Source organism: Streptomyces sp. NPDC090083, assembly GCF_044747445.1.
GTDB lineage: Bacteria > Actinomycetota > Actinomycetes > Streptomycetales > Streptomycetaceae > Streptomyces.
In genome coordinates this window covers 26,443-52,875 of the sequence record NZ_JBIVED010000006.1, presented here as the reverse complement: position 1 = coordinate 52,875, position 26,433 = coordinate 26,443, and the positions used below count along the sequence as shown (strand labels likewise).

Below are 26,433 nucleotides of genomic sequence, written 5' to 3'. Positions count from 1 at the left end.
GGCCCGCGCAGGGCGGACACGACCTAGGGGCGGAAGCCGTCGATGGCGAGGTCCATGAGGCGGGCCGCCTGGGCGGCGCCCTCCGGGCTGTCCGGCGTACGCCACAGACAGCTGAGCAGCATGATCACGTCGACCGGGTCGATGTCGGGGCGCACGTCGCCCGACGCGACGCAGGCGTCCAGGAGGCGTTGGACGGCGGCGGTGACGGGCGGCCAGGAGGCGCTGACGACCTCCTGGGCGGCGGCCGAGTGCAGCGCTTCGCCCAGCCCGTGCTTGATGCGCACATAGCCGGTGAGGGTGGTGAACCAGCTGCGCAGCGCCTCCAGCGGCGGCTGGGCGGCGAGGACTTCCGCCACGGTCTCGGTGAGCCGGTCGATGCCGTGCTGGTGGACCTCCAGGAGCAGCGCTTCGCGGGTCGGGAAGTGCCGGTAGAGGGTGCCGGGGCCGACGCCCGCGCGCTTGGCGATCGAGTTGAGCGACACGTCGGGGGACTCGGCGAGCGCGTCGTGGGCGACCTGGAGGATCGCCTCCCGGTTCTTGAGCGCGTCGGCGCGCTGCCGTGCGGGCTCGGACATCGGTCCTCCTGTCGTCGGGGCGGCGTCGAGGGGGTGCGGGCGACTGGCTCCGATTGCGATGCGGAGAACTCTCCGGTACGGTCGGAGAGGTCAACCGGAGAACTCTCCGATTGTGTCGCTCCCCATTCTAGGAGATCCCCCGTGCGCTACATCAAGCTCGGCCGCACCGGCCTCGACGTCTCTCCCGTCGCCATCGGCGCCATGACCTACGGCGACCCCGGCCGCGGCCACCCCGTCTGGTCCCTCGACGAGGAGGCCAGCCGGCCTCTGATCAAGCACGCCCTCGAAGCGGGCATCAACTTCTTCGACACCGCGAACATGTACTCCTACGGCTCCAGCGAGGAGATCCTCGGCCGCGCCCTGAAGGACTACGCCCACCGCGACGACGTCGTCATCACCACCAAGGTCCGCCACACCATGCGCCCGGGCCGCCCCAACGGCGGCGGCCTGTCCCGCAAAGCGATCATGTCCGAGATCGACGCCAGCCTCCGGCGTCTCGGCACCGACCACGTCGACGTCTACATGATCCACCGGTTCGACCCCGGGACGCCGCTGGAGGAGACCCTGGAGGCGCTGAACGACGTGGTCAGGGCAGGGAAGGCCCGCTACCTCGGCGCGTCCTCGATGCACGCCTGGCAGTTCGCCAAGGCCCTGCACCTCCAGGAGCGGCACGGCTGGGCGCGCTTCGTGACCATGCAGGACCACTACAACCTCCTGGCCCGCGAGGAGGAGCGCGAGATGCTGCCGCTCTGCGCCGACGAGGGCGTCGCCACCATGGTGTGGAGTCCGCTGGCCCGCGGCCGCCTCGCCCGCCCCTTCGACCAGGCCAACTCCGGTGCGCGCGCCGCCACCGACGGCGGCTTCGCCGACCTGCTCTACAAGGCCAACGCCGACAGCGACCGGGAGATCATCGACGCGGTCGGTGCCGTCGCCGAGGACCGCGGGGTCAGCCGCGCCCATGTCGCCCTCGCCTGGCTGCGCCGCAACCCGGTCGTGGCCGCGCCCCTCGTCGGCGCCCGCACCGTCCAGCAGATCGACGACGCGGTGGCGTCCCTCGACCTCGACCTCACCGACGCCGAGGCGCGGCGGCTCGAAGCGCCGTACACGCCCCGCCACGACTTCCAGGGCGTGTCCGACGAGCGCGAGCTGGAGCGCATCAAGGCCTCGATCCCCGGCTACGCCAGCCTCTGACACCGGACCGGCGCCGGCCCCGCGCCCGGCGCCTCCGCGAGTCCACGACGTGAGGAGCCGACATGACCGAACCCTTGGGCCGGCTGGGATCCGTGGCCCTGGACTGCGACGACCCGCGAGCACTCGCCGCCTTCTGGGCGGCAACCCTCGGCGGTGAGATCACCGTCGAGTCCGACGGCTTCTGCGCGGTGGACCTGGGCGCACTTCTCCTGGTCACCGTCCGCGTCCCCGGCCACCGGCCGCCGCGATGGCCGGAAGGCGGCCCACCGAAGCAGTTCCATCTGGACGTGGCCGTCACCGATCTGGACGCGGCCGAGCACCGCGCGCTCGCCGCCGGTGCGACCAAGGCCGCCGACCAGCCCGCCCCGGACCGCTGGCGGGTCCTGCTGGACCCCGCGGGCCACCCGTTCTGTGTCACCACGCTCATCCCCGCTCGACGCCCGCCCACGACACGCGGGCACTCGTCCCACGCTTGAAGGAGGACCGGAATCATGGCTGAAGTACTGGTGACAGGCGGTACGGGCTACATCGGCAGCTGGTGCGTCCTGACCCTGCTGAACGCGGGACACTCGGTGCGTACGACGGTCCGTGCCCTGGCGCGCGAACCGGAACTGCGGGAGATGCTGCGGCGGGGCGGAGCCGCGGCCGACGCGCCGCTGCGCGTGGTGGCCGCCGATCTGACGAAGGACGCGGGCTGGCCGGAGGCGGTGCGGGGCTGCGACGCCGTCCTGCACGTCGCGTCACCGACCCTGACCGGCGCGCCCCTCACGGACGACGAGATGGTCGGCCCGGCGCGCGACGGCGTCCTGCGCGTCCTGCGGGCATCCCGGGACGCGGGCGTGAAACGCGTGGTCCTGACCTCGGCGATCGGCGCCATCGCCTACGGCCACCCGGACCGGGAGGGTCCGTTCACCGAGGACGACTGGACGGACGTCCACGCGGGCATCGAGCCCTACCAGAAGTCGAAGACCCTCGCGGAACGGGCCGCCTGGGACTTCGTCGGGGAACAGGGTGGCGGTCTCGAACTGGCCACCGTGAACCCCACCGGCGTCCTCGGCCCGGTGCTGGGACCCGACTTCTCCCCGTCGCTCGGACTGATCCAGCGCATGCTGGACGGCTCGATGCCCGTGTCCCTGAAGTTCGCCTCCGGCTATGTGGACGTACGCGACGTGGCCGACCTCCACCTGCGCGCCATGACCGATCCGGCGGCCTCGGGGCAGCGGTTCATCGCCACGTCGGGGCGGAGCCTGTGGGTCCGCGAGGTCGCCGCGATCCTCCACCGGCGCCTCGGGGAGCGGGCCGACCGCGTCCCGACCCGGGAGATGCCGGTCTGGGCGGCCCGCGGCCTCTCCCTGGTCCGCCCCGAACTGCGCCCGCTCCGCGCGCTCCTGGGCAAGAACCTCGACGCCACCTCGGAGAAGGCCCAGCGCGTCCTCGGCTGGACGCCGCGCCCCGTCGAGGACACCATCACCGACACCGCCGAAAGCCTGCTGGCACTCGCCACCGCCGGCACCGCGGCCACCGGTTGACGGCACGGCCGGGGCCCGCGGCTCCGGTCCGGGGCGCAGGGCGTCAACGGGTGTCCTGCGGACGGGAGTGAGCGGACTCCGGCCCCTACAGCGCCGACCTGATCATGCGCAGGACCGCGTCCGCCATGCCCCGCTCGCCCCGTGCGTTCGGGTGCACCGGTGCCGCCGGGTTCTCCGGGACGAGGGGTTCGATCCAGCGGGTGTCCTTCGCCGTGCAGGCGTTGTGGTCCGCGGAGGGGGTGTAGGTGTCGACGTAGCCGACCCCTGCGTCCGAAGCGCGTTGGCGCAGGGTGGAGTTGAGCTGTTGCTCCTTCTCGCGCAGGAAGGCCGCGTCGCCCGGTGCGAGGGACATCCTCCGGCCGCAGCCGGCGCTGTCGGCCGGCAGGATCGCCGGGTACGAGACGACGTAGACCCGGGCCTCGGGGGCGCGTCGCCTGACCTCGGTCAGTACGCGGGTGAGGCGGTCGCCCGCCGTGGTGATCCTCGCCCGGACGGTGTCGGAGCCGCCGTCGGTGTAGCCGCGTGCGCAGGGGGCGTCCTCGCCGACGTACCTGCCGCTGCCGGTCAGCCGGTACAGCGCGCCCATCGCCACGCACCGCTTGATCATCGAGCTGAAGCCGATGTCGTTGCCGCCGATGCCGATGGTGACCAGCCGGGTGTCGGACGAAAGTGCCCTGAGCTGGGGGGAGTTGGTGCCGTCCGCCGTTTTCTGGGCGGAGGTGAGGTCGGTGGTGGTGGCGCCGCTGCAGCTGACGTCATGGAAGTCCCTTGCCTTCAGGCCGAGTTCGGCGGCTACGAGGGCCGGGTAGTTGCCGGCGGAGCGGTCGCAGCCCGCCGGGGTGCCGGTGGGGTCGGTGATCCCGGGGCCCGCCGTGTAGGAGTCGCCGAGCGCCATGTACGGGCCCTTCGCCGGGGCCGCGTAGGCGATGCCGGAGTGGCCGCCGTCGCCGTCGCGGGTGACCAGGACGACCGTGAGCAGGGTGCCGCAGGCGAGGAGTCCGGCCAGCCCGGCCCGCACCGAGGTCTTCATCATGTGCCCTCTCTGGAAGGTGGGTCGTGGGCGTCCGCGGGCCCGGCGACAGGCGGGGGGAGTGCCCCGTCGCCGGGCCCGCGGACGTGCGCCGGTCCCCGTCCCCACGGGATCCGGGCGCCACGGGGCCGCCACCGCTCTCGGCGGCCCCGATCGGAGGGGTCCCTAGGGGACCGGGGTGAGGTGGACGGGGGTGTCGGTCACCGGTGCCGGGACCCGGCGGGTCAGGGCCTCGCCCTCGACGTCCACGCGGGGCAGGATGCGGTCGAGCGGGCGCGGCAGGTACCAGGCCCTGTCGCCCAGCAGGGAGAGGACGGCCGGGACGATCGCCATCCGGACGACGAACGCGTCGAAGAGGACCGCCACGGCCAGCCCGAAGCCGATCATCTTGATCATCGAGGCGCCCGCGCCGATGAAGCCCGAGAACACGGCCGTCATGATCAGCGCGGCGGCCACGACCACCCGTGCGCTGTGCCGGAACCCGGAGACGACCGCCTCGCCGGGCCCGTCCCCGTGGACGTACGCCTCGCGTATCCGGGAGACGAGGAACACCTCGTAGTCCATGGCGAGTCCGAAGACGATGCCCACCAGGAAGATCGGCATCAGGCTCATGATCGGGCCGGTCTGGTCGACGCCCAACAGGCTTGCGAGATGCCCCTGTTGGAAGACGGCGACGACCGCGCCGAGCGCCGCGAGGACCGAGAGGAGGAAGCCGAGGGCCGCCTTCAGGGGGACCAGGAGCGAGCGGAAGACCAGGAGCAGCAGGACGACCGCCAGGCCGACCACCAGCGCCAGGTAGGGGATCAGCGCGTTCTGCACCTTCTGCGCGACGTCGATGTTCAGCGCGGTGGTGCCGGTGACCTCGAAGCTCGCGCCCGCCGTGCCGGACTCGATGCCGGCCCGCTCGTCGCGGATCGTCCGGACGAGCCGTCCGGTCTTCTCGTCGGTGGGGCTGGTGGCGGGGGTCGCGCTGAACACCGCCGTGTCACCGGCCGGGTTGAAGCGGGCGGGAGAGACGGAGACGACGCCGTCCGTGGCGGCGATCTCCTTCGAGACGGTCGCCACGGCGCTCTTCGCGTCGGCGGCCTTCCCGGCGTCCACGACGATGGTCAGGGGGCCGTTGAAGCCGGGGCCGAAGCCCTGGGCGAGGTCGTCGTAGGCGCGGCGTTCGGTGGTGGCGGTGGACCTGGCCTCGTCGCCGGGCATGCCGAGCTGGAGATGGAGGGCGGGGAGGGCCATCGCGCCGAGGCCCACGACGCCGAGCAGCAGGACCGGGACCGGGCGGCGGACCACGAGCCGGGCCCAACGGCTGCCGCCGTTCCGGCCGTTGGCCCGCTGGGCCTTCTTGGTCCGCCGGCGGCGGGAGAGGACGGCGTCCGGCCAGAAGCCCAGGACGGCCGGGACGAGGGTCAGACAGATGAGGACCGACAGGAGGACCGCTCCGGCCGCCGCGAGGCCCATCTTCGTCAGCATCGGGATGCCGACCACGGAGAGACCGGCCAGGGCGATGACCACGGTGAGGCCGGCGAACACCACGGCCGATCCCGCCGTGCCGGCGGCCAGTCCGGCCGCTTCGCGGGGCGCGTGGCCCTTCTCCCGTTCCTCCCGGTAGCGGGAGACGACGAAGAGCGCGTAGTCGATGCCGCAGGCCAGGCCGAGCATCGTGGCGAGGGTGCCGGTGGTCTCGGAGAGGCCGAAGGCGCTGCCCAGGGCGAGGATCGCGGACATGCTGATGCCGACGCCGAGGACGGCGGTGAGCAGGGGCAGTCCGGCCGCCGCCAGTGAGCCGAAGGTGATCAGCAGCACCACGGCGGCCATCGCGATGCCGATCGCCTCGGCGCTGCCGCCGGCCGCGGGCTGCGTGGCGAGGGCGTCGCCGCCGACCTCGACGGTCAGTCCCGTGTCCCGGGCGGTGTCGATGGCCCGTTCCAGATGGGTCTTGGCGGTGCCGGTGAGGTCGTCGGCCTTCACCGTGAAGGTGACGGTGGAGTACGCGGTCGTCGCGTCCTCGCTCACCGCCCGGGCGGTGAACGGGTCGACGGCGGAGGCGACCTGGGAGCCGTCGGCCGCCTCCGTCACCAGCTTCTCGATCGCGGCCCGGTGGTCGGTCGCGGTGACCTTCTCGCCGTTCGGGGCGACGAAGACGATCCGTGCGCTCGCGCCGTCCGCCGCGGTGCCGGGGAAGCGCTGCTCCAGCAGGTCGAAGGCGCGCTGCGACTCGATGCCGGGCATCGTGAAGCCGTCGTCCGGGGCGGCGGGCGCTCTGGTGGCCGCGAAACCGACGGCGCCGAGGACCGCCACCCACAACAGGGTGACGAACCAGCGCCACCGGAAGGCCGTACGGCCCAAGCGGTAAAGGAGAGTTGCCATGGCTGGGGAAGGCCTCCACGTCGGCGGTCGGTCGAGATCCGGTGCGTGGTCTCAAGCCTTCCGGCGACGGGCCCGCCGTACGAGGGAGTGGTCTCCCGGACCGATGGTGCAGCCCGCTACACCGTCGGGGTACCGCTCACTCCCCGCCCGGCCGCGTCACCCGGCGTTCAGCTCGGTCAACTGCCCGAGCGGCAGGGTGTGTTGGGTCTGGAGGACCTTGGCGCGGAGGTAGCGGACGTTGTGCGGTGTGGTGAACACCCCGGTCGGCACCCGGTCGTGCACGTCGATGCCGAGCCCGCGCAACTGGTCGGCCTTGTCGGGGTTGTTGGAGAGCAGGTCCAGGGAGGTGATCCCGAGGGCGGTGAGCATCTGCGCGGCGGCCGTGTAGTCACGGGCGTCCTCGGGCAGGCCCAGCGCGGTGTTCGCGGCGTACGTGTCGAGGCCCTGGTCCTGGAGGGCGTACGCGTCGAGCTTGTTGTAGAGGCCTATGCCGCGGCCCTCCTGGCGCAGGTAGAGCAGGACGCCGCCGCGCTCGGCGATGCGCTCGACGGCCTCGCGCAGCTGGGGTCCGCAGTCGCAGCGGGCGGAGCCGAAGACATCGCCGGTGAGGCACTCGGAGTGCAGCCGGACCAGCGGGGTGGTGCCGGGGGCGGGGTCGCCGAGGACGACCGCCACGTGTTCCTGGCCGTCGGTCAGGCCGTGGAAGGTGACGAGTTCGGCGTCGACGCCGTAGCCGTCCTGGAAGCGCAGCGGTACCCGGACGCGGGCACGCGGGGTGGCGGCGGGGAAGTCGGGCATGCGGGTCTCCGTGGTCCGGCGGCAGGTACGCGGATGTGCGTCGATGAGTGCTTCAGTTTTGAAGCACATCCACGATCACGGAGACTACCTCATGCTTGAAATTTGAAGCAACAGAATTGTGGGGCGGGTCACGCACGCCGTGCGGACCCGACACGACCTACGAGCACGACGGCGTGGAGCGCCGCCGCCACGGCACGTCCTCCGGCTCCTCCAGTGCCCGCGCGATCCCCGCGCTGATCTCCTCCAGCTGCCCGACCTGCTCCGGGGTGAGGTGATCGAAGATCGCGGCCCGTACGGTCTCGACGTGACCCGGCGCCGTACGCTCCAGCACGGCCATCCCCTCGTCGGTCAGGACGGCGGTGCTCCCGCGCTTGTCGGACGGACACCCCTCCCGCCGCACCAGCCCGTCCTTCTCCAGCCGGGTCACGGCGTACGTCAGCCGGCTCCGGGTGATCTTCGACTTCTCGGCGAGGTCGGTCATCCGCAGCCGCCGGTCCGGCACCTCGGAGAGGTTGGCGAGGATGGAGTAGTACAGGTGGGGCATGCCGGCGTCCTGCTGGAGCTGCCGGTCGATCGCGTCCTCCAGGAGGTGCGTCGCGGCGATGTACGCGCGCCAGGCGCGCTGCTCCTCGGCGGTGAGCCAGCGGGTCGTCATACCCCCAGTGTAGTTTTGTTTCAAACTTGAACCAAGCCCCACCGATCCCTCGACCCATGACCGGGAGCGCGTCGATGCCCCACCCGTACGTCCTGCTGTCCGCCGCCGTCTCCCTCGACGGCTACCTCGACGACACCGGCCCCGACCGCCTGCTCCTCTCCAGCCCGGCCGACTTCGACCGCGTGGACGAGGTCAGGGCATCGGTCGACGCGATCCTCGTCGGCGCCGGCACCATCCGCGCGGACAACCCCCGCCTCCTGGTCAACTCCCCGCAGCGCAGGGCGAGCCGGACGGCCGCGGGCAAGCCGGAGTACCCCCTCAAGGTCACCGTCACCGCCTCCGGCGAACTGGACCCGACGGCCAACTTCTGGCACACGGGCGGCGAGAAGCTCGTCTGCACGACGGACAAGGGCGCGGAACGGGCACGCGAACTGGCCCTGGCGGCGGACATCGTCCCCCTCGGCCCCCAGCTCGCCTGGCGCGCCCTCCTCGAACACCTGCACACCGCCAGGGGGGTCGACCGCCTGATGGTCGAGGGCGGCGGCACGATCCACACCCAGCTCCTCCAGCAGGGCCTGGCCGACGAACTCCACCTCGTCCTGTCCCCCCTGTTCGTGGGCGACGAGAAGGCCCCCCGCCTCTTCGGCCCGGGCGCGTACCCGCCCGGCCGCCTCCGCCTGCTGGAGACCCGCCCCATCGAGGACGTCGTGCTCATGCGCTACGAACCCACCGCCCCCGGCACCGGCGACCTCCCCTCGGCCGCCGACCACCACTGGCTCGCCCTCGCCTGCGACCTGGCGGCGGACTGCCCGCCCTCGGAGACGGCGTTCAGCGTCGGCGCGGTGGTGGTGGCGGAGGACGGCACCGAACTGTCCCGGGGCCACTCCCGGGAGGCGGCCGACCCGGTGGTCCACGCGGAGGAAGCGGCCCTGGCGAAGCTGGACCCCGAGGACCCGCGCCTGCCCACGGCCACCGTCTACACCAGCCTCGAACCCTGCACCCACCGCGCCTCCCGCCCCAAGCCCTGCGCGCGGCTCATCCTCGACGCGGGGGTGCGGCGGGTGGTGACGGCCTGGCGCGAGCCGGACACGTTCGTGGCGGGCGCGGACGGAAGCGGGGCGCTGGCCGCGCGCGGGGTGAGCGTGGTCGTACTCCCGGAGTACGCGCAGCGGGCGAAGGCGCCGAACGGCCACCTGCTGGGCTGAACCGGCTGCTCGCCGCGGGCCGGAGTCGTTCAGCCCGCCCGGCAGGTGAGGACGCCCGCCCCCACGACCAATCGGCCCAACAGATCCTGCGCCCCGCCCCGCCCCGCGTCACGCTCGCAGGGAACCGGTGACCAGAGGCGGAGGTAGGACACATGAGGGCAGTCGCGGTGCTGGGCGCGTCCGTAGCCGTAGGACTACTCGCCTCGTGCGGAACGGCGGACACCGGTACCCGGACCATGGCGAGGGCGCTCCCCGCGGGCGCCGCGTTCACCCACCCCGGAATCCTCGTCAGCAAGCCCCAGCTGGACGCCGTACGGAAGAACGTGACCGCCGGGAAACAACCCTGGCTGAAGGCGTACTTCGGGATGCGGGACAGCAAGTACGGCTCGTACAAGTACACGCCGAAGCCGTACGCGGACGTCGACTGCCCCTGGAACGGCAAGGCCGCGCACGGCTGTGTCGAGGAGCGCGAGGACGCGATCGCCGCGTACACGCAGGCCCTCCTCTTCAGCATCACCGGCAAGCAGCACCACGCGCTCAAGGCGCGGGAGATCATGGACGCCTGGTCGGCGAAGATGAAGGAGCACACCTCCGACGACGCCGGGCTCCAGACCGCGTGGGCGGGCTCGACCTGGGCACGGGCCGCGGAGATCGTCCGGTACGCGCCCGGCGCGGGCTGGCCGGCCGACCGGGTCAAGCGGTTCGGGACGATGCTGCGGACCGCCTACGAGCCGGAGGTCACCAAGAACCTGCCGGACTACAACGGCAACTGGGACCTCGCGATGACCGACGCGGCGATCGGCATCGCGGTCTTCCTCGACGACCACAAGGCCTTCGACGCGGCCGTCCAGCGCTTCCGCGACCGCGTGCCCGCGTACTTCTACCTCGCCAAGGACGGCAAGGTGCCGCTCACCCCGGTGGGCTCGAAGGTCACCACCCCGCAGAAGCTGACGACGTACTGGTTCAAGCAGACGACCTTCCGCGACGGCCTGGCCCAGGAGACCTGCCGCAACTTCAAGCACGTCGGCTACTCGCTGGCGGCGACCGCGCACATCGCCGAGACCGCCTGGCACCAGGGCGTCGACCTCTACGACGGCGTCAAGGACCGGCTCAAGGCGGCCCTGGAGTTCCACTCCCGCTACCAGCTCGGCGAGCCCGCGCCCGCGTGGCTGTGCGGCGGCAAGGTCGACCGGAACATGGGCCCCGACCTGGAGGTCGCCGTGAACCACCTGGAGAACCGGCTCGGCATGAAGGTGCCCGCCGCGCACCGGCTCGCCGAGTCCACCCGGCCGGCCGGCAGCGACGACCTCTTCGTCTCCTGGGAGACCCTCACGCACGCCGGTAATCCGGCGGACTGAAACCCGTGTGACATCCGGCCCCGCGAATGGCGTATAGTTGTGAACACAACGGCGCGGGGTGGAGCAGCTCGGTAGCTCGCTGGGCTCATAACCCAGAGGTCGCAGGTTCAAATCCTGTCCCCGCTACTCAGGCCTAGGGCCGGAATCCAGAAATGGGTTCCGGCCCTAGGTGTTTCTCCCCCTGTCGGCCCACCCCGCTCGCCGCCCTCTCCCCACCGGGAAAAACTGGACCCGTGGAGGAGGAGGGACCGTATGTGCGAGCCGGTGGGCGTCTGCCCGGCGATCCCGTGCCCGACCCCGGCCTCGGCAACAGCCCCGCGCCCCGGCCCGAGGGGCGCCGGATCTCGTACACCCGCGCCGTCGTCCGCCGCCTGCCCGTCCTGCTGCTGATCGCCGCCGCGCTCTACGACTACCTCACCCCGGCCGACTTCACCGCGGCCCCGCTCTTCACCGCCGCCCCGCTGATGGCCGCCCCGCTCTACTCCCGGCGCGGCACCGTCCTCATCGGCCTCGCGTCCGTCGCCGTCGTCCTCGCCGTCCACATCCGGCTCGGCATCGTCCACGACACCGACGCGGTGACCGAGACGGCCACCGTGGCGACGGTCGCCGTCCTCGCCGTCCTCATCAACCTCCTGGTCCGCCGCAGCAGCGAACAGCTCGCCTCCGCGCGCGAGATCGCCGAGGCCGCCCAGCGGGCCGTGCTGCCCCAACCGGCCGAGCGGATCGGCGGGTTCGAGATCGCGGCCCGCTACGAGGCGGCGCAGGAGGGCGCGTTCATCGGCGGCGACCTGTACGCGGTGCAGGACACCCCGCACGGCGTACGGCTGGTCGTCGGCGACGTGCGGGGCAAGGGCATGGGCGCGGTCGCCGCCGTCGCCGTGGTCATCGGGGCGTTCCGGGAGGCCGCCGAGCAGGAGGCGACCCTGGAGGCGGTCGCGCAGCGGCTGGAGCGGGCGCTCGCGCGGGAGGGCACCCGGCGCGACGGGCTCGACGCGTTCGAGGGGTTCACCACGGCCATCCTCGCCGAACTCCCGCACGGCGACGGCGTCGTACGGATCGTCGACCGGGGGCACCCGCCGCCGCTGCTCCTCCACGTGGACGGCACCGTCGGCACGTTGCAGGTCCGGGAGCCCGCACTGCCCCTGGGGATGGGCGAGTTGGGGGTGTGGCCCGACCGTGCCGAGGAGTTCGCGTTCCCGGGCGGGGCCACCCTCCTCGTGCACACCGACGGGCTGTCCGAGGCGCGGGACTCCCGAGGGGACTTCTACGACCCGGCGGCACGGCTGGCCGGGCGGACCTTCCGGAGCCCCGAGGCGCTGCTCGGCATCCTCGCCAGGGAGGTGCGGCGGTACTCCGGGGGCTGGATGACGGACGACATGGCGATGATCGCCGTACGGCATCCCCGGTCCCGTCACCAGGTGTGACCGGGCGGGAGCCCTCCGCATAACAACTGACATACCGTCAATAGCTGTGGGAATTCTGAGACTTGGCCAACTCGCCCGTTTTTCGCCGGTGGTGGGCCGTTCGTCCAGCAAGGAAAGGTTAATGATCAAGCCGAACAGCTTGGAAACGGGTGCCCGTGTCTATTAACGTTCGATAACGCAGCGCGGTCGTCCCGGCCGTCACAAGAGACGGCTCCGTGCGCACGCGCCGAATCCCGCAAGGGAACCGGGGAACCACCACTTGGGGTGAATCGCTCGTCGACCGTCGTGGAGACACGTCCGGTTTACGCGCGTAGGAGACCTTCCTGCTCCGAACCCGTCAGCTAACCCGGTAGGCGAGAAGGAAGGAAAGGAGCACGCCCACGTGGCGTCAAACCAGGCTGCCCCTGAAGCCCCTGTCGTCTACGGCGGTTACCGCCCCGACGAGGGCCCCTGGGAGGAGTGGAATCCCAGCGCGGAGACCGTCTCCCCCAACCGCGGCAAGCACCGTGTCGCGAAGCAGCGTGGTGGCGGAGGATTCGCCCGCAGCTCCACCGTCCTGGGCGTCGGTGTCATAGCCGCCGTCAGCGCGGGCGGCATGGCCAGCGCCAACACCGGCAAGCCGCCGGTCTCCATCTCCCTGCCCGACCTGCCCTCGGTGGGCCACCTGCTCGACGACTCGTCCAGCAGCACCCCCAAGGGTTCCGCGACCGCGCTCAGCAGCGTCGGCGTGACCACCACCGAGACCGCCAAGGGCACCTCGGACGCGGGCGAACTGCTCCGCAACCGGATCATGGCCCAGGCCGAGTCGCAGCAGGTGCAGGTCGACGGCCGCTCGCAGGCCGCCGCCGAGGCCGCCGTCGCCAAGCAGAACGTCGACGCCGCGGCCAAGGCCGAGCAGGCCGCCGCCAAGCAGGCCGCCGCGGCGAAGCAGGCCGCGGAGGACGCCGCCGAGAAGAAGGCCGAGGCCGCGAAGCTCGCCGCGCTGGCCAAGCAGTACACGCTGCCGGTCGCCTCGTACACGATCACCGGGACCTTCGGCCAGGCCGGCTCGATGTGGTCCTCCGGGTACCACACGGGTCTCGACTTCGCCGCGCCCACCGGCACGCTGATCAAGGCCATCCACAGTGGCACGATCACCGAGGCGGGCTGGGCCGGGTCCTACGGGTACCGCACGATCCTCACCCTCGACGACGGCACCGAGCTGTGGTTCTGCCACCAGTCCTCGATCAACGTCAGCGTCGGGCAGAAGGTCTCCACCGGCGAGGTCATCGGCCGCGTGGGCGCCACCGGCAACGTCACCGGGCCGCACCTCCACCTGGAGGTGCACGTCAACGGTGCAGCGACCGCGAGCGACCCGGCGCCCTGGCTGCGCAGCAAGGGCCTCAACCCCTGACCGGCCCCTGAATCGACACCGTCCGCCCGCGTCGTGCCGGAATATCCGGTTCCGGCGCGGGCGTTGACGTCGAGCATGACTTCTCTTCGCAAGCTGGGCCGGTCCGACCTGGAGATCTTCCCGCTGAACCTCGGCGGCAACGTGTTCGGCTGGACCGCCGACGAGGCGGCCTCCTTCGCCGTGCTCGACGCCTACACGGCCGCCGGAGGCAACTTCGTCGACACCGCCGACTCGTACACGGCGTGGATCGAGGGCAACAAGGGCGGTGAGTCCGAGACCGTCATCGGCAAGTGGCTCAAGGCCCGCGGCAACCGCTCCGACGTCGTCATCGCCACCAAGGTCAGCCAGCACCCCGAGTACCCGGGCCTGTCCGCCGCCAACATCAAGGCCGCGGCCGACGCCTCGCTGCGCCGCCTGGGCACCGACTACATCGACCTGTACTACCCGCACTTCGACAAGGAGGAGGTGCCGGTCGAGGAGATCGTCGGCGCGCTCGACGACCTGGTGAAGGCGGGCAAGGTGCGGCACATCGCCGCCTCCAACATCTCGCCCGAGCGCCTCCAGGCCGCCCTCGACTTCTCCGACCGCGAGGGCCTGGCACGCTACGTCGCCGTCCAGCCCCACTACAACCTCGTCTCCCGCGACACCTACGAGGGCGAACTCCGGGACGTCGCTGCACGCGGCGGACTGTCGGCCCTCCCGTACTTCTCGCTGGCGGCCGGCTTCCTCACCGGCAAGTACCGGGCCGGTACGACGGTCGACAGCCCGCGGGCCGGACGCGCCGCGCAGTACCTCGCGTCGGAGCGCGGCCAGCAGGTGCTGACCGCCCTCGACGAGGTCGCCCAGGCGCACGACGCCCCGGTCGCCACCGTGGCCCTCGCCTGGCTCGCCGCGCAGCCCACGGTCGCGGCCCCGATCGCCTCCGCCCGCACGGTCGAACAGCTCCCCGCGCTGCTCGGCGCGGCCGAACTGACGCTGACGGAACCGGAGATCGCCCGCCTCACGCAGGCATCGGCGTAACCGCCCCTGGAGCTACGACCGGTACGGGTTGTACAGGGCGGTCCCGTACGACCCGTACACCGGCGGCCACGGCGGTACCAGCACCGGTACCGGGGGCGCCGTGCGGCGGGCCGCGTAGTCCAGGGCGGGACGCGCCACCTCCCGGCGCAGCCACAGCTCGTGCAGCAACTCCCTTTCCCGTACGGCGAAATCGGGGCCGACGCGGCCCCGGCGCGCCCGGTGCCGCAGAAACGCCAGGGTGGTCGCGCGGGCCTCGTACCGGGCCACCGAGCGGGCCGCCTGGCGGCCGAGGTGGTGGTGGGCGTACGCGCGGGCCAGCCGGCGGGCCTTCATCGAGCCGAGCACGAAGGGTTCGGACGGGGGCAGCCAGCCCGCGTGCACATAGACGGGCAACTCCTCGCGCACACTGCGGAGTTCACGCTGCCGGGTCCACACCGCGAGCCAGGTCAGCAGGCCGAACACGGGCACCATGAAGAGGCCGTAGACCTCGAAGAAGCCGTACTGGCCGAACGTCGAGGAGCCGTTCCAGACCGCGTGCATGCCCATCGCGAGGAGGAGGCCGGTCAGCGCGGCCAGCACGCGGCGGACGGGGCGGCGGCCGGGGGAGAGGGCGGCGATGCCGAAGCCGATGCCGGTGAGCACCGTGAACAGGGGGTGCGCGAAGGGGGACATGACGATGCGCACGAAGAAGGTCGCCGCGGTGACGGAGGTGAAGCCGCTGTCGCCGGTGAGCTGGTCGGTGCCGAAGGCGGTGCCCAGGTAGAGGATGTTCTCGGTGAACGCGAAGCCGGTGGCGGTGACCCCGGCGATCACCATCCCGTCGACGATCCCGGTGAAGTCCCGTCTGCGGAACAGGAAGACGAGCAGGACGGCCGCCGCCTTCGCGGACTCCTCCACGATCGGTGCTATCACCGTCGCGCCGAGGGTGTCCGCGCTCGTCGGGTCCGCGGTGTTCGTCGCTATCCATCTGGTCGCGAAGCTGTTGGCGACGATGGCGATGAGCGCCGCGGCGCAGGCGCCCCACGCGAAGGAGAAGAGCAGGGTGCGCCAGGGCCCGGGGTCGACCAGGTCCAGCCAGCGGAAGGCGCCGAGGAGCAGGGGCACGGGCAGTACGGCGAGCCCGAGACCCACCAGGAACCCCTCCGTACCGGTCTGTTGGCGGACCAGCGCCAGGATGACGAGCCCGGAGAGGGTGAGCAGGGTGATCAGCGCGACGTGCCGGACCCAGTTCCGCTGCCACCAGGGGCCGCGCGGCACGGGGGCGGGGCGGCCGGGGTGTGGGGGGAGGGGCACAAACGTGGCCACGGCATCGACCCTAACGAGGTAAGGGCACGGCCCGCGATGGAGCCTGGCGTCAGCGCTGGTCGTCGTGGGGTACGCGACGGAAGACCAGATCGTTCACGACATGTCCCTTGTCCAGTCCCTGGCCCTCGAAACGGGTCAGCGGCCGGAAGTCCGGACGGGGCGCAAAACCGCCGTCGGGTTGGCTGTTCTCGAAGTCCGGGTGCGCGTCGAGCACGTCGAGCATCTGCTCCGCGTACGGCTCCCAGTCCGTCGCGCAGTGCACGGTGGCCCCCGGCTTCAGGCGGGTCGCGGCGAGGGTGAGGAACTCCGGCTGGATCAGGCGGCGCTTGTGGTGGCGCTTCTTGGGCCACGGGTCCGGGAAGTACACGCGCAGGCCGTCGAGGGAGTCCGGGGCGAGCATCTCGCGGAGCAGGATGATCGCGTCGCCGTTCGCGACCCGGATGTTGGTGAGGCCGTGGTGGTCGGCCAGGCCCAGGAGGTTGCCCTGGCCCGGGGTGTGGACGTCGGCGGCGAGGATGTTCGTCGCGGGGGCGTCGGCCGCCATCTGGGCGGTGGCCTCGCCCATGCCGAAGCCGATCTCCAGCATGACCGGGTTGTCGTTTCCGAACAGCTCGGGGAGGTCGAGGGTGCGGTGGCCGTCGATGTCCAGGCCCCACGTGTGCCACAGGCGTTCCAGGGCGTCGGCCTGGCCGGTGGTCACGCGGCTTCTGCGGGGCTGGAAGCTTCGGATGCGTCGCTCGTAGTGGGAGCCGGCGGGGTCCGGCGCGGGGCCGCCGGGGAAACGGGGTTCGCCCTTGGGGCGGGTGCGCGGCGCCGGCTGGGCGGGGGTGTTGGGGGTGTCAGACACAATGCGGTGATTTTACTGGGGTCGCGCGGGGGCGTGTGCGTGGCTGGTGCTGTGGGGCGGGTGCGAGCCTGCCGGGGCTGGTCGCGCAGTTCCTCGCGCCCCTTGGGCGGGTGGTCCGGGCCGGGGGTGGAGGGGCGGAGGGGCTCTAGCCGGGTTGGAGTTCCGGGTGGAGGGCTGCCAGGGCTCGGCGGGCCACCTCTCTGCCGATGGGGAGGGACGCCGTCGCCGCGGGGCTGGGGGCGTTGAGGACGTGGACGGCCCGGGGGGTCTCCTTGATCAGGAAGTCGTCCGCGAGGGTGCCGTCGCGGAGGACCGCCTGGGCGCGGACGCCCGCCGGCGCGGGGGTCAGGTCGGCCGGGGTCATCGCCGGGAGGAGGCGTTGCACCGCTCTCGTGAACGCGGCCTTGGAGAGGGAGCGGTGCAGCTCGCCGGCGCCGTAGCGCCAGTGGGCGCGGGCCATCTTCCACGACCCCGGCCAGGCCGCCGTGGTGGCGAGCTCCCGGGGGCGGACGACTCCCCAGTCGTAGCCCTCGCGGGCCAGCGCCGGGACCGCGTTCGGGCCCAGGTGGACCGTGTCGTCGATGCCGCGGGTGAGGTGGACGCCGAGGAACGGGAAGGCCGGGTCGGGGACCGGGTAGACCAGGCCGCGGACCAGCTCGGGGCGGGTCAGGGTGTAGTACTCGCCGCGGAACGGGACGATCCGCATGCCGGGGTCGTCACCGGTCAGGCGGGCCACCTCGTCGCAGTGCAGGCCCGCGCAGTTCACCAGGACCCGTGCGCGGACCACGTCACCGCCGGACGCGGTCACCGTACGGACGGCGACCCCGCGCTCCGGGCGGCGGTCGATGTGGGCGACCCGCGCGCCGTAGCGGATCTCCGCGCCGGAGGCCTCGGCCAGCCGGCGGGCGACCTCGCCGTAGTCGCAGATCCCCGTGGTGCCGACGTGTATGGCCGCCAGGCCGCGCACCTCCGGCTCGTACTCGGCGATCTGGGCGGCGCCCAGCTCCCGCACCGGAATGCCGTTCTCCCGGCCGCGCTGCACGAGGGCATGCAGCCTGGGCAGCTCGGCCCGCTCCGTGGCCACGATCAGCTTCCCGGTCACGGCGTGGGGCACCCCGTACTCCGCGCAGAACGCCACCATCTCGGCGGCGCCCCGCACCGCGTACCGCGCCTTGAGCGATCCGGGGCGGTAGTAGATCCCGCTGTGGATCACCCCGCTGTTGCGGCCCGTCTGATGCCGGGCGGGCCCTGCCTCCTTCTCCAGCACGGTGACCCGGGTCCCGGGCGCGGCACGCGTGATCGCGTACGCCGTCGACAGCCCGACAATCCCGCCACCCACCACGAGCACGTCACAGTCGAACCCGACCCCAGCCCGCACGTGCACCACCTCCCGGCTTCGATAGTGCACTGCACCACTGACAATGCCTTCAAACCCCGGGAGGACCCGTTGCCCTGAGGGGCGCGGGGCGGTGACAGGCGCGGCTCCGCCGCGTAGGCGCGACAAGCCACGACGGCGCCGCGCTCACAAGACGACACAAGCCGGGCGGATCCTCAGGCGGGCGTCATTCCTCAGGCGGGCGCCATCAGCAGCGGCCGGGCCCGCTCCCGCAGCTCGACCACCCGCGGCTCGTCGCCGTACGGCTCCAGCCGGTGCAGGAGATCCTTCACGTACTCGGTGGTCCGGGCGGACGAGATGCGCCCGGCGACCTCCACCGCCCGCACTCCCTGCTCGCACGCGGCGTCGAGGTTCCCCGACTCCAGCTCGGCCACCGCGGACACCACCAGCCGCAGCCCGTGCGACCGCACGAACTCCTCCGTCGGCTTCGACAGCGCCTGCTCGGTGAAGCGGCGGACCTGCCGGGGCGCCTTGAGGTCCCGGTAGCACTCGGCGGCGTCGGCGGCGAACCGGTCGTAGGAGTAGAAGCCGAGCCAGGACGGGTCGTTGTCGCCGTCCCGTGCCCGCTCCAGCCATCCCTCGGCCGCCTTCAGCGCCGCGCCCGCCGCCTGCGCGTCCCCCGCCTTCGCGTGGGACCTCGCCTCGACCAGCCGGAAGAAGCTCATGGTGCGGGCGGTCGCGAGGCCGCGGTTGCGCTCCAGGGCGGCCTGCGCGAGGTCGACGCCCTCGTCGCCGAAGCCGCGGTAGGTGGCCTGGAGCGACATCGACGCCAGCACATAGCCGCCGAGGGGGACGTCCGCCGCCGCGCGGGCGAGGCGCAGCGCCTGGATGTAGTACCGCTGTGCCGCCTCCTGTTGGCCGGTGTCGAAGGCCATCCACCCGGCGAGGCGGGTGAGTTCGGCGCTCGCGCCGAAGAGGGCTCTGCCGACCTCGTCGGAGTACGAGCCGAGCAGCAGCGGTGCCGCCTCCACCCGGAGGCACTCGGGCACCATCGACGAACGCCAGTCGCCGCCCCCGTACTTGGAGTCCCAGCGTCTGGCGTCCTCCGCGGCCTCCCGCAGTTTCTGCACATCGCTGTGGCCGACTTTGAGCGGTGTCCCGGAGCTTTCCGCGGAGTTCGCCTCGCGGGCCACCGAACTGTCGGCCGGGGTTATGAGCCAGCGTGAGGCGGGCGTTGCGTATGCGCTGACTGCGAACGACCCGGCGAGCGACTGCCAGATGCCGCCGCTCCCCGCACGGCGGCCGGCGAGGTCGAGGCGGTACAACTCCGTTGCCGAACGCACCGCTTGGCCGACGTCCCGGGGGAAGGCGAGGCCCACCTCGGGTGCGGGATCCGCGTCCGCCAGGCCGATCTCGTGGAGCGGCACCGGGCGGCCGAGCTTCTGGCCGATGGCGGCCGCGATGAGGTGCGGGGCGGCGCCCTGGGGCACCATCCCCTTCGACACCCAGCGCGCCACCGACGTCTTGTCGTAGCGAAGTGTCAACCCGCGTTGAGCGCCAAGATCGTTGACGCGACGCGCGAGTCCTGCGTTGCTGATTCCCGCGAGGGCGAGAACGGTGCCGAGTTTTTCGTTCGGCCCGCGTTGCTCCCTGGACATGCGCCACCCCTCGACACAGACGGCTGCCGCGCTGGCATAACCACCCGGCATTCGTAAACCCAGCGTAGTTCGCCGCATCCCAAGCGTTAAGGGGCATTGTTCCGGATGGCGGGATTGTGGTCCGTACGCGAGTGCGGGGTTTGCACGCAGGGTTGCGACGTGCCCCCGTCGTGTGGCCGTGCGCCCGTGTGTGCGCTCTTCTCCGGCCATGGGGGGAGCGGTTCCATGGATCGTGCGTGGGTCGGCCCGCTGTACTGGATCCAGTGGGCTGGGGGACACCGCCGCCTACATCCCCGCGGGCGGCGGACCGGTCCGGGAGGCGAGCTCCGCCTCCCGGACTGTGCGCGGCACGAAGCGGTGCGCACGGCATGTACGGAGCGTGTGCAAGCCTGTCCTTGTCACGCCGATTTGGCCGAAAAACGCCCCTGCCTCCTGAGCTCGAATACCGCTCCCACCATGGGAGTTGAGGGCGCGTTAGATGTTTTGGGGGAGCGTATCGGGGGCGCATTCGCGTCGCGGACGTAGGGTCGTCCTTGTCCGGTTGTCCCTCGTCCAGGGCGTCCTCGCGCGATCTCAAGCGGCTTCTCCGGCCCTCCGGAAGGCGTCCTTCATGGCAGCATGGTGCCCAGTTCGTGCGGTGCACTGGTTGTCCACAGCCTGTGGAGGCGTCGATGCGGTGGTTGGTGGGATGGAGCAGTACCGCCGCTGGCGCCGCCGTGATCGGTTCCGCGGGCGCAACCGGATTCGACGGCGAGACGGTCCACCCGGTGGGGTCCCAACTCCTGTGGGGCGACCCGGATCCGCTGTGGGCGGTCGGTGACTGGCGGCCCGACGAGGTGCGGGTCGTGAAGGTCGACGCCGAGACGCGCATCGCGGTCCTCGGCACCTGCGGCGCCTCCGACGAGGAGCTGCGCCTGAGCCTGTTCTCCGCGCGCGGAGGGGCACTTCGGCATCTGACGGCCTGGTCCGGGAGTTACACGGCGGTGGTCAAGATCGGCCGCCGCACCATGGTCTGCGGCGATCTCGCGGGCGCCAAGCCGGTGTTCTACACCCCGTGGGCCGGCGGTACGGCGTACTCCACGGCCGCGCTCCCGCTCGCCGACCTCATCGAGGCCAACCTCGACTTCGGTCATCTGGCCGCGCTGCTCGCCGCCCCGGACGTCCCGGCCGCGCTGCACGACTCGACGCCCTACGACGGCGTACGGCGCATTCCGCCGGGGCACGCGCTGATTCTGCGCGCCGGGGCGCGCGAGATCGCCGGGTACGAGCCGGTGGCCTCCCTCGCGGTGGCGGCGGCGCCCGTGGATCCGGACAGCGCGGTGGACGCCGTACGCGACGCGCTGGTCGACGCCGTGCGCGTGCGGCTCTCCGCGCCCCGGCACGTTCCCGACATAGACCCCGGTCCGGTCCCCGGCATGGGGCCCGCCGAACGGCGTGCCGCGCGCGGGATGCCCGTCCCCGGCATCGGCGCCGACCTCTCCGGCGGGCCCGCCTCCGGGACCCTCGCCCTGCTCGCCGCCGGGCTGCCGGGCGCGCCGGGCACGGTCCTCGGGCACGGCACCGGCGCGGGCGAGCGGCTCCTCGCCGTCACGTTCAACGACCTCGCCGTCCCCGGCCGCGAGTCCGAGGTGGAGCGCGCGGGCGCCCTCGCGGCCAACCCCCGGCTGCACCACGTGGTGGTGACCGGCGACGAACTCGTCCTGCCCTACGCCGAACTCGACGGCCCCCTCACCGACGAACCCGGCCCCTCCCTGATCACCGCCTCCCGGCACCGCGCCCGGCTCGCCGCGGGCAGCGCCGACCACTTCACCGGGTACGGCGCCCGCCAGGTCCTGGACGCGCACCCGGCCCGCCTCGCCGACCTCCTCATGGACCGCAAACGGCGTCATCTGGTGCGCCCGGTGGCCGCGTTGGCGAAGGCGGACGGTTCGGTGATGGTCCCCGCGCGCGTGTACGGCGCGGCCCGCCGCCTGGCCCGTACGCCCTACGGCGCGGGTCTTGAGGTCCTCGCCGACCGGCTGATGAACCAGCGTTTCGAGGAGCCGGGCGGTGCCGTCGGGGCCTCGCTCGCGGCCCTCACCTGGGCCAGACCGGGGCCCGCCGCCCGCTGGCTGACGGGTGAGGCGCTGGCTGAAGTATCGGTTCGCCTCCAGGGTGGGCCCAGCCGGCAGGCCAGCGGCCCGGGCCAGCGTCCCGGCGACTTCCGCGCCCGCGCCGCCCTCGCCCGCCACGCCTCCGACCTCCGCGTCCTGGAGCAGGCCGCCGAGATCCGCTCCCAGCGCCTGCACACCCCCTTCCTCGACAACCAGGTCGTCCGCGCCTGCCGCTCCCTCCCCGAGGCGCTGCGGGTCCAGCCGGGCGCCCGCGCGGCGATCCTCCGTACGGTCCTGGAGGGCGCCGGCGTGGGCGACCTCCCGCCCGGCTGGGGCGCCCCGTCCCACGCCCCGGCCGCGGCCGCCGCCCGCAAGGGCCTCCGGGTGGCCGCGGACTCCCTGATGGACCTCTTCGCGACGCCGCTGCTCGCACAGGCGGGCCTGGTCGAAGCACGCGTGGTCCGCAAGGCCCTCCGGGCGGCGGCCCAGGGGGAGCCGCTGCCGCTGGACGGCCTCGCGGACCTGGTCTCCCTCGAACTGTGGCTGGGGCGGCTGCTGGCCCGCCGCGGCACGTGCTGGACGGGCACACCGGCCCGCGCGCGTGCGGTGCCGGAGGGGATCCGGCCGCAGCGCGGCGCACTGGCCTCCGGAGCGTGAACGAGGGCGCCGGGGAGGGGATGTGAGCCCACCGCCCCGACACCCGGAGGGTCGCACCGCTCCCCTCAGAGCTCCGTGGCTCCCATGGCCGCCCGCACCGCGGCCACCAGTTCCCCCACCCCCCGCTCCTTCAGCACCCCGTAGTGGTCCCCCTCTAGGTCGATCACGGCCGGCGGCTTCGCGGAGTACCCGGACGCGCCCTCCAGGAACGAGTAGTCGTCGCCCCGGGCCTTGAGGACGGTGATCGGCGCCTCGACCCGCCGCTCCGCCAACTCCCGGAACGTGTAGTCGAATTCGTACGTCGTCGACACGATGCGGGTGATCCGGCGGATCGTCTCCGGGTCGAGCGCCGGGAGCAGCTCGCCGACGCAGGACACGAAGCTGTCCTCGTCCCGGGTGGCCGCGAGGCAGGCGTCCAGGGCCGCGCCCTCGATGGTGCCGGTGAAGACGGAGAAGAGGATCGTCACGTACGCCGGGTTCGTGTACGACGCGTCGCGGCCCCACGTGCGGCCGTCCGTGCGGCGGATCTCCGGGTTGCCGGGGCAGATCAGCAGCAGGCGCTCGACCTTCTCGCCCGCCTGCTCCAGCTGCCAGGCGGCCTCGAAGGCGACCCGGGCCCCGAAGGAGTAGCCCCACAGGGTGTAGGGCCCGCTCGGCTGGACGCGCCGGAGTTCGCGGAGGTCGGCGCTCGCCATCTCGCGGATGGTCGCGTACGGGGTCTCGCCGGCGTTGATGCCGTGCGCCTGGACGCCGAAGAAGGGCCGGTCCAGAGCGACTTGGGCGCCGAGGAGGCGCAGGTTCATCGGGTAGCCGCCGAGGCCGGGCCAGCAGAAGACGGGGGCGAAACCGCCCTCACGATCCAGCGGGATCAGCCGGGAGACCGGCGCGGTGGGAGCCTCGTCGACGCGTGCGGCGAGTTCGCGCAGGGTCGGTGCCTCGAACAGGGCCTGGAGAGGGAGCTTCGTGCCGTACTCCCTGTTGATCCTGTTGACGAGGGCGACCGCGATCAGTGAATTGCCGCCGCTGGCGAAGAAGTTGTCCTCGGTGGAGACGTCGGCCGGGTCCGGGTACTTCAGGGCCGTGCCCCAGGTCACCGCGAGGCGGATCTCCGTGGGGGTCTCCGGTGCGACGTACGGACCCGTCGGGCGGGCGGCGGTGACCTCGGGGGAGGCCGCGAGGGCCTTGGTGTCGATCTTGCCGTTGGCCGTCAGGGGGAGGGCGTCCAGGACGAGGACGCGGCTCGGCAGCATGAAGTCCGGCAGGGACCGGGCGAGTTCGTCGCGGATCATCTCGGCGGGCCCCTTGGTGTGCACGGCGTCCTCGCGCATCCCCTCGCTGGCGACCTGTTCGGCGCTGACCCGGCCGCCGAGGAAGAAGTACGACGCCCCGCCCGGGATGCCGGCGGCGTCGAGGAGGTCGTCCAGGCGGCGGGCGGCGGGCAGCGGGTGCCCGGTCCTGGAGGAGTAGCCCGACGACATGAAGCCGAAGCCCGGGGTGCGCTGGAGGTGGTGCAGCCGGGTGCCGAGCCCGATGTACTCCAGCCAGGGTTCGGCGGCCCTGCTGACCGCGCTGATGCCGAAGCTCGCCCGGTCGTAAACGCCCTGGTTGATGGCGATGACGTGCCGGGGTTCGATCAAGTCGTGGCCCAGCGGCTCCAGTTCGCCGTCGCGGTAGCGGTACTGGCCGCCGTGCAGGCCCTCGACGCGGCCGGGGTGCGCCTGCACGAACAGCTCGGTGGAGTCGCCCTGTGATGCCCCGTCGTCGTCCGGGGTGACCGTGAACGTGCCGAGGTAGTGGTCCTCGTCAGCGACGTCGAGCGACTCCTTCACGGCGGGGAAGTGGCCCAACGGCCGCACGGTGAGGCCGTGTTCGGGCAGCACCTCCTCCAGGACCCCCAGCATGTGGCCGGTCTCGAACTCCAGGACCTCCTGGATGTTGGTCCGGTAGACGGGTTCGATCGCGCGCCGCTTGCCGAGGAAGTGCAGGACGAGCCCGCCGTCCGGGCAGTGGCCGCTGGGCTCGCCCACGCGGACCAGGGTGTGGTCGGCGGGGTGGTGGTAGTACACGCCGGGCGCGAGCCCCGCGATCCCGCCGGACTCCAGGTGCAGCTGGGTGGCGTACAGGGCGCCGGGGGAGGCGTAGGCGTACTTGGGGAGCAGCCGCTCCTCGCTCCGGAAGGGTCCCAGCCAGCGCAGCACCGAGCCGAGTTGCCCGAGGGTGAGGTCGGTGAGCGGGCGCGGGTCGCGGGGAGTGCGGCGGGGGGCGAGCAGGTCGAGGAGGTCGGTGCGGGTGACCGGGCCGCCCTCGTAGAAGCGGTAGGTCTTGCGGGCGAAGGTCTCGCGGCGCTGCCGCGGGGTCGCCTCGCGGCCCGGCAGGGCGACGACGGGGCGGCCCGCCAGCTCGGCCGGCTCGCGCAGGCCCGGGTTGGAGAGCTGGGCCTTGACCTGGAGCTTCGACGCCTTGGACTGGTGGTGGGCGCCGTGCGCGCCCTGGTCCATGACGGCGGCGGTGCGGGGGTTCAGCTCGACGCAGGCGACGAGGGCCTGGTGGCCGGTGCGGGCGTCGTCGGTGACGAGCGTGGCCGCGCGGCGCACCCAGGTGTGCTCCTCGACGCGGGCCGCGACCTCCTCCAGCTCCACCCGGTAGCCGCGCAGTTTGACCTGGTTGTCGGTACGGCCGACGAACTGCAGCGTGCCGTCCGGGTTCCACAGGCACACGTCACCCGTGCGGTACAGCCGCTCGCCCGCGGCGAACGGCGAGTCCACGAACCGTTCCGCGGTCTGCTCCGGGCGCCCGAGGTAGCCGCGCGCCAACTGGATGCCGCCCAGGTGGAGTTCGCCGCTCTCGCCGATGTCCACGGGCGCGCGGTCCGCGTCGAGGACGTAGGCGCTCAGGCCGTCGACGGGGACGCCGATCGGGACGGTCGCGCCGGTGCCGCCGCCGAGGGCGTCCGGGTCGACCTGGTGGGCGGTGGCGTTGATGGTGGTCTCGGTCGGGCCGTACAGGTTGATCAGGGAGACGCCGGGCAGCTCGGCGAGGAGGTCGCGGGCGAGCCGGTGGGTGAGGGCCTCGCCGCCGGAGAAGACCCGCTCCAGCGAGGTGCAGGACGCGAACTCCTCGGTGTCCAGCAGGGCTTGGAGCAGCGTCGGCACGCACTGGAGGGTGGTGACCCGGCCCGCCCGTACCGCCGCCAGGACGGCCTCGGGGTCGCGGTGGATGCCGGGGGCGCCCATCACCACCCGGGCGCCCGTGGCCGGGGCGAGGATCTCCCACTGGGCCGCGTCGAAACTCATCGGCGTCTTCTGCAACACCGTGACCTGCGGCCCGAGATGACCGCAGTCCGCGAGCCAGCGCAGCTGGCTGACGACGGCCCGGTTCTCGATCATCACGCCCTTGGGGCGGCCCGTGCTGCCCGAGGTGTAGATGACGTAGGCCAGGTGCTCCGGCGCCGGCCCGGACGCGACCGGCGGCAGGCCGTCCTCGGCGGGCGCGTCCTGCGGGGTGAGGACCGTCGTACCGCGCGGCGCCAGGGCGGTGACCCGGTCGCGCAGATGGGGCTGGGTGACGACGACCGAGGTTCCCGAGTCCTCCAGCATGTAGCGCAGCCGGTCCTCCGGGTAGTCCGGGGACAGCGGCAGATAGGCGGCACCGGCGGCGAGGATCCCCCATGCGCCGACCATCAGGTCGAGGGACGGCTCCGTGAACAGGCCCACGCAGGTGTCGGGGCCGATCCCGAGTCGGGCGAGCCGCTCGCCCACGTCACGGCTACGGCGGTGGAGTTCGCCGTAGGAGAGCCGGGTGTCGCGGTAGTCGACGGCCGTCGCGTCGGGGCGCAGGGCGGCCTGGTGGGCGAGCAGATCGGGCAGGTGGCTGCCCGTGAGCGGTATGCCGGACGTAGGTGCACTCGCGGTCTTCATTGGCGTGGTTCCCCCTGTTGATCAGCCGTTGATCAGGTTGTGGCCGGGGGCTACCGAAGACTTCCCGTGCCG

19 protein-coding genes, 1 tRNA gene and 1 riboswitch are annotated in these 26,433 nt (G+C 72.6%); of the genes, 10 read left to right on the top strand and 10 right to left on the bottom strand.

Annotated features, from left to right (window positions below):
* Positions 1 to 23: 23 nt before the first annotated feature.
* A complete protein-coding gene (locus tag ACIPTO_RS22130) occupies positions 24 to 575 on the bottom strand; it encodes a TetR/AcrR family transcriptional regulator (protein ID WP_401194821.1) in 552 nt (183 codons plus the stop codon).
* Positions 576 to 716: 141 nt separating this feature from the next.
* Between ACIPTO_RS22130 and ACIPTO_RS22125 the strand changes: the two genes are divergently transcribed.
* The 3 genes from ACIPTO_RS22125 to ACIPTO_RS22115 all read left to right on the top strand — a co-directional run bounded on the left by ACIPTO_RS22125 (position 717) and on the right by ACIPTO_RS22115 (position 3,295).
* Positions 717 to 1,766, top strand: coding sequence for an aldo/keto reductase (locus ACIPTO_RS22125; RefSeq protein WP_401194819.1), 1,050 nt, complete (start codon positions 717 to 719; stop codon positions 1,764 to 1,766).
* A 62-nt stretch (positions 1,767 to 1,828) separates the two neighbouring features.
* Positions 1,829 to 2,242, top strand: coding sequence for a VOC family protein (locus tag ACIPTO_RS22120; protein WP_401194817.1), 414 nt, complete (start codon positions 1,829 to 1,831; stop codon positions 2,240 to 2,242).
* A 15-nt stretch (positions 2,243 to 2,257) separates the two neighbouring features.
* Positions 2,258 to 3,295, top strand: a complete 1,038-nt coding sequence (locus ACIPTO_RS22115; RefSeq protein WP_401194814.1) for an SDR family oxidoreductase — start codon at positions 2,258 to 2,260, stop codon at positions 3,293 to 3,295.
* An 85-nt stretch (positions 3,296 to 3,380) separates the two neighbouring features.
* Here ACIPTO_RS22115 and ACIPTO_RS22110 read toward each other — a convergent pair whose 3' ends face one another.
* The 4 genes from ACIPTO_RS22110 to ACIPTO_RS22095 form a co-directional block, all read right to left on the bottom strand.
* Positions 3,381 to 4,328: an SGNH/GDSL hydrolase family protein gene (locus ACIPTO_RS22110; RefSeq protein WP_401194812.1), complete on the bottom strand. Its 948-nt coding sequence runs from the start codon at positions 4,326 to 4,328 to the stop codon at positions 3,381 to 3,383.
* Between the two features lie 162 nt (positions 4,329 to 4,490).
* A complete protein-coding gene (locus ACIPTO_RS22105; protein ID WP_401194809.1) occupies positions 4,491 to 6,695 on the bottom strand; it encodes an MMPL family transporter in 2,205 nt (734 codons plus the stop codon).
* A 156-nt stretch (positions 6,696 to 6,851) separates the two neighbouring features.
* Complete coding sequence (ribA, locus tag ACIPTO_RS22100; RefSeq protein ID WP_318017270.1) at positions 6,852 to 7,493, bottom strand: GTP cyclohydrolase II; 642 nt, start codon at positions 7,491 to 7,493, stop codon at positions 6,852 to 6,854.
* A gap of 157 nt (positions 7,494 to 7,650) precedes the next feature.
* Positions 7,651 to 8,148: a MarR family transcriptional regulator gene (locus ACIPTO_RS22095; protein WP_352113240.1), complete on the bottom strand. Its 498-nt coding sequence runs from the start codon at positions 8,146 to 8,148 to the stop codon at positions 7,651 to 7,653.
* 74 nt (positions 8,149 to 8,222) lie between these two features.
* On the opposite strand from ACIPTO_RS22095, the gene ACIPTO_RS22090 reads away from it, so the two are divergent.
* The 6 genes from ACIPTO_RS22090 (at position 8,223) to ACIPTO_RS22065 (ending at position 14,548) form a co-directional block, all read left to right on the top strand.
* A complete protein-coding gene (locus ACIPTO_RS22090; protein WP_401195451.1) occupies positions 8,223 to 9,353 on the top strand; it encodes a dihydrofolate reductase family protein in 1,131 nt (376 codons plus the stop codon).
* A gap of 152 nt (positions 9,354 to 9,505) precedes the next feature.
* Positions 9,506 to 10,711 (top strand): alginate lyase family protein, encoded by a 1,206-nt coding sequence (locus ACIPTO_RS22085; protein ID WP_401194805.1) that lies wholly within the window; start codon positions 9,506 to 9,508, stop codon positions 10,709 to 10,711.
* Between the two features lie 52 nt (positions 10,712 to 10,763).
* Positions 10,764 to 10,837 (top strand) — tRNA-Met (locus ACIPTO_RS22080).
* A gap of 107 nt (positions 10,838 to 10,944) precedes the next feature.
* Positions 10,945 to 12,135: a PP2C family protein-serine/threonine phosphatase gene (locus tag ACIPTO_RS22075; protein ID WP_401194802.1), complete on the top strand. Its 1,191-nt coding sequence runs from the start codon at positions 10,945 to 10,947 to the stop codon at positions 12,133 to 12,135.
* 214 nt (positions 12,136 to 12,349) lie between these two features.
* A riboswitch (cyclic di-AMP (ydaO/yuaA leader) is annotated at positions 12,350 to 12,506 on the top strand.
* An 11-nt stretch (positions 12,507 to 12,517) separates the two neighbouring features.
* Positions 12,518 to 13,528, top strand: a complete 1,011-nt coding sequence (locus ACIPTO_RS22070) for a M23 family metallopeptidase (protein ID WP_366319095.1) — start codon at positions 12,518 to 12,520, stop codon at positions 13,526 to 13,528.
* A 75-nt stretch (positions 13,529 to 13,603) separates the two neighbouring features.
* Positions 13,604 to 14,548 (top strand): aldo/keto reductase, encoded by a 945-nt coding sequence (locus tag ACIPTO_RS22065; protein ID WP_401194800.1) that lies wholly within the window; start codon positions 13,604 to 13,606, stop codon positions 14,546 to 14,548.
* 12 nt (positions 14,549 to 14,560) lie between these two features.
* Here ACIPTO_RS22065 and ACIPTO_RS22060 read toward each other — a convergent pair whose 3' ends face one another.
* From ACIPTO_RS22060 to ACIPTO_RS22045, 4 genes are all read right to left on the bottom strand, one after another.
* Positions 14,561 to 15,853, bottom strand: a complete 1,293-nt coding sequence (locus tag ACIPTO_RS22060; protein WP_401194797.1) for a PrsW family intramembrane metalloprotease — start codon at positions 15,851 to 15,853, stop codon at positions 14,561 to 14,563.
* A gap of 49 nt (positions 15,854 to 15,902) precedes the next feature.
* Entirely contained in the window at positions 15,903 to 16,700 is a 798-nt protein-coding gene (gene trmB, locus ACIPTO_RS22055) for a tRNA (guanosine(46)-N7)-methyltransferase TrmB (protein ID WP_401194794.1), read from the bottom strand.
* 145 nt (positions 16,701 to 16,845) lie between these two features.
* Positions 16,846 to 18,108 (bottom strand): L-2-hydroxyglutarate oxidase, encoded by a 1,263-nt coding sequence (gene lhgO / locus ACIPTO_RS22050; RefSeq protein ID WP_401194792.1) that lies wholly within the window; start codon positions 18,106 to 18,108, stop codon positions 16,846 to 16,848.
* A 161-nt stretch (positions 18,109 to 18,269) separates the two neighbouring features.
* Complete coding sequence (locus ACIPTO_RS22045; protein ID WP_266770753.1) at positions 18,270 to 19,694, bottom strand: MFS transporter; 1,425 nt, start codon at positions 19,692 to 19,694, stop codon at positions 18,270 to 18,272.
* A gap of 671 nt (positions 19,695 to 20,365) precedes the next feature.
* Here ACIPTO_RS22045 and ACIPTO_RS22040 point away from each other — a divergent pair.
* A complete protein-coding gene (locus tag ACIPTO_RS22040) occupies positions 20,366 to 22,444 on the top strand; it encodes an asparagine synthase-related protein (protein ID WP_366319102.1) in 2,079 nt (692 codons plus the stop codon).
* A 65-nt stretch (positions 22,445 to 22,509) separates the two neighbouring features.
* On the opposite strand, the gene ACIPTO_RS22035 is transcribed toward ACIPTO_RS22040, so the two are convergent.
* Positions 22,510 to 26,361 carry an amino acid adenylation domain-containing protein gene (locus ACIPTO_RS22035; RefSeq protein ID WP_401194789.1) on the bottom strand — a complete coding sequence of 1,284 codons (3,852 nt, stop codon included), beginning with the start codon at positions 26,359 to 26,361 and terminating at the stop codon, positions 22,510 to 22,512.
* Between the last annotated feature and the right edge of the window lie 72 nt (positions 26,362 to 26,433).

Excerpts from the sequence above, each read along its gene's own strand:
- ACIPTO_RS22130 (WP_401194821.1), bottom strand. The coding sequence starts at position 575 with ATGTCCGAGCCCGCACGGCAGCGCGCCGACGCGCTCAAGAACCGGGAG.
- ACIPTO_RS22120 (WP_401194817.1), top strand. The coding sequence starts at position 1,829 with ATGACCGAACCCTTGGGCCGGCTGGGATCCGTGGCCCTGGACTGCGAC.
- ACIPTO_RS22115 (WP_401194814.1), top strand. The coding sequence starts at position 2,258 with ATGGCTGAAGTACTGGTGACAGGCGGTACGGGCTACATCGGCAGCTGG.
- ACIPTO_RS22110 (WP_401194812.1), bottom strand. The coding sequence starts at position 4,328 with ATGATGAAGACCTCGGTGCGGGCCGGGCTGGCCGGACTCCTCGCCTGC.
- ACIPTO_RS22105 (WP_401194809.1), bottom strand. The coding sequence starts at position 6,695 with ATGGCAACTCTCCTTTACCGCTTGGGCCGTACGGCCTTCCGGTGGCGC.
- ribA (WP_318017270.1), bottom strand. The coding sequence starts at position 7,493 with ATGCCCGACTTCCCCGCCGCCACCCCGCGTGCCCGCGTCCGGGTACCG.
- ACIPTO_RS22095 (WP_352113240.1), bottom strand. The coding sequence starts at position 8,148 with ATGACGACCCGCTGGCTCACCGCCGAGGAGCAGCGCGCCTGGCGCGCG.
- ACIPTO_RS22090 (WP_401195451.1), top strand. The coding sequence starts at position 8,223 with ATGCCCCACCCGTACGTCCTGCTGTCCGCCGCCGTCTCCCTCGACGGC.
- ACIPTO_RS22085 (WP_401194805.1), top strand. The coding sequence starts at position 9,506 with ATGAGGGCAGTCGCGGTGCTGGGCGCGTCCGTAGCCGTAGGACTACTC.
- ACIPTO_RS22065 (WP_401194800.1), top strand. The coding sequence starts at position 13,604 with ATGACTTCTCTTCGCAAGCTGGGCCGGTCCGACCTGGAGATCTTCCCG.
- ACIPTO_RS22045 (WP_266770753.1), bottom strand. The coding sequence starts at position 19,694 with ATGTCCAGGGAGCAACGCGGGCCGAACGAAAAACTCGGCACCGTTCTC.
- ACIPTO_RS22040 (WP_366319102.1), top strand. The coding sequence starts at position 20,366 with ATGCGGTGGTTGGTGGGATGGAGCAGTACCGCCGCTGGCGCCGCCGTG.
- ACIPTO_RS22035 (WP_401194789.1), bottom strand. The coding sequence starts at position 26,361 with ATGAAGACCGCGAGTGCACCTACGTCCGGCATACCGCTCACGGGCAGC.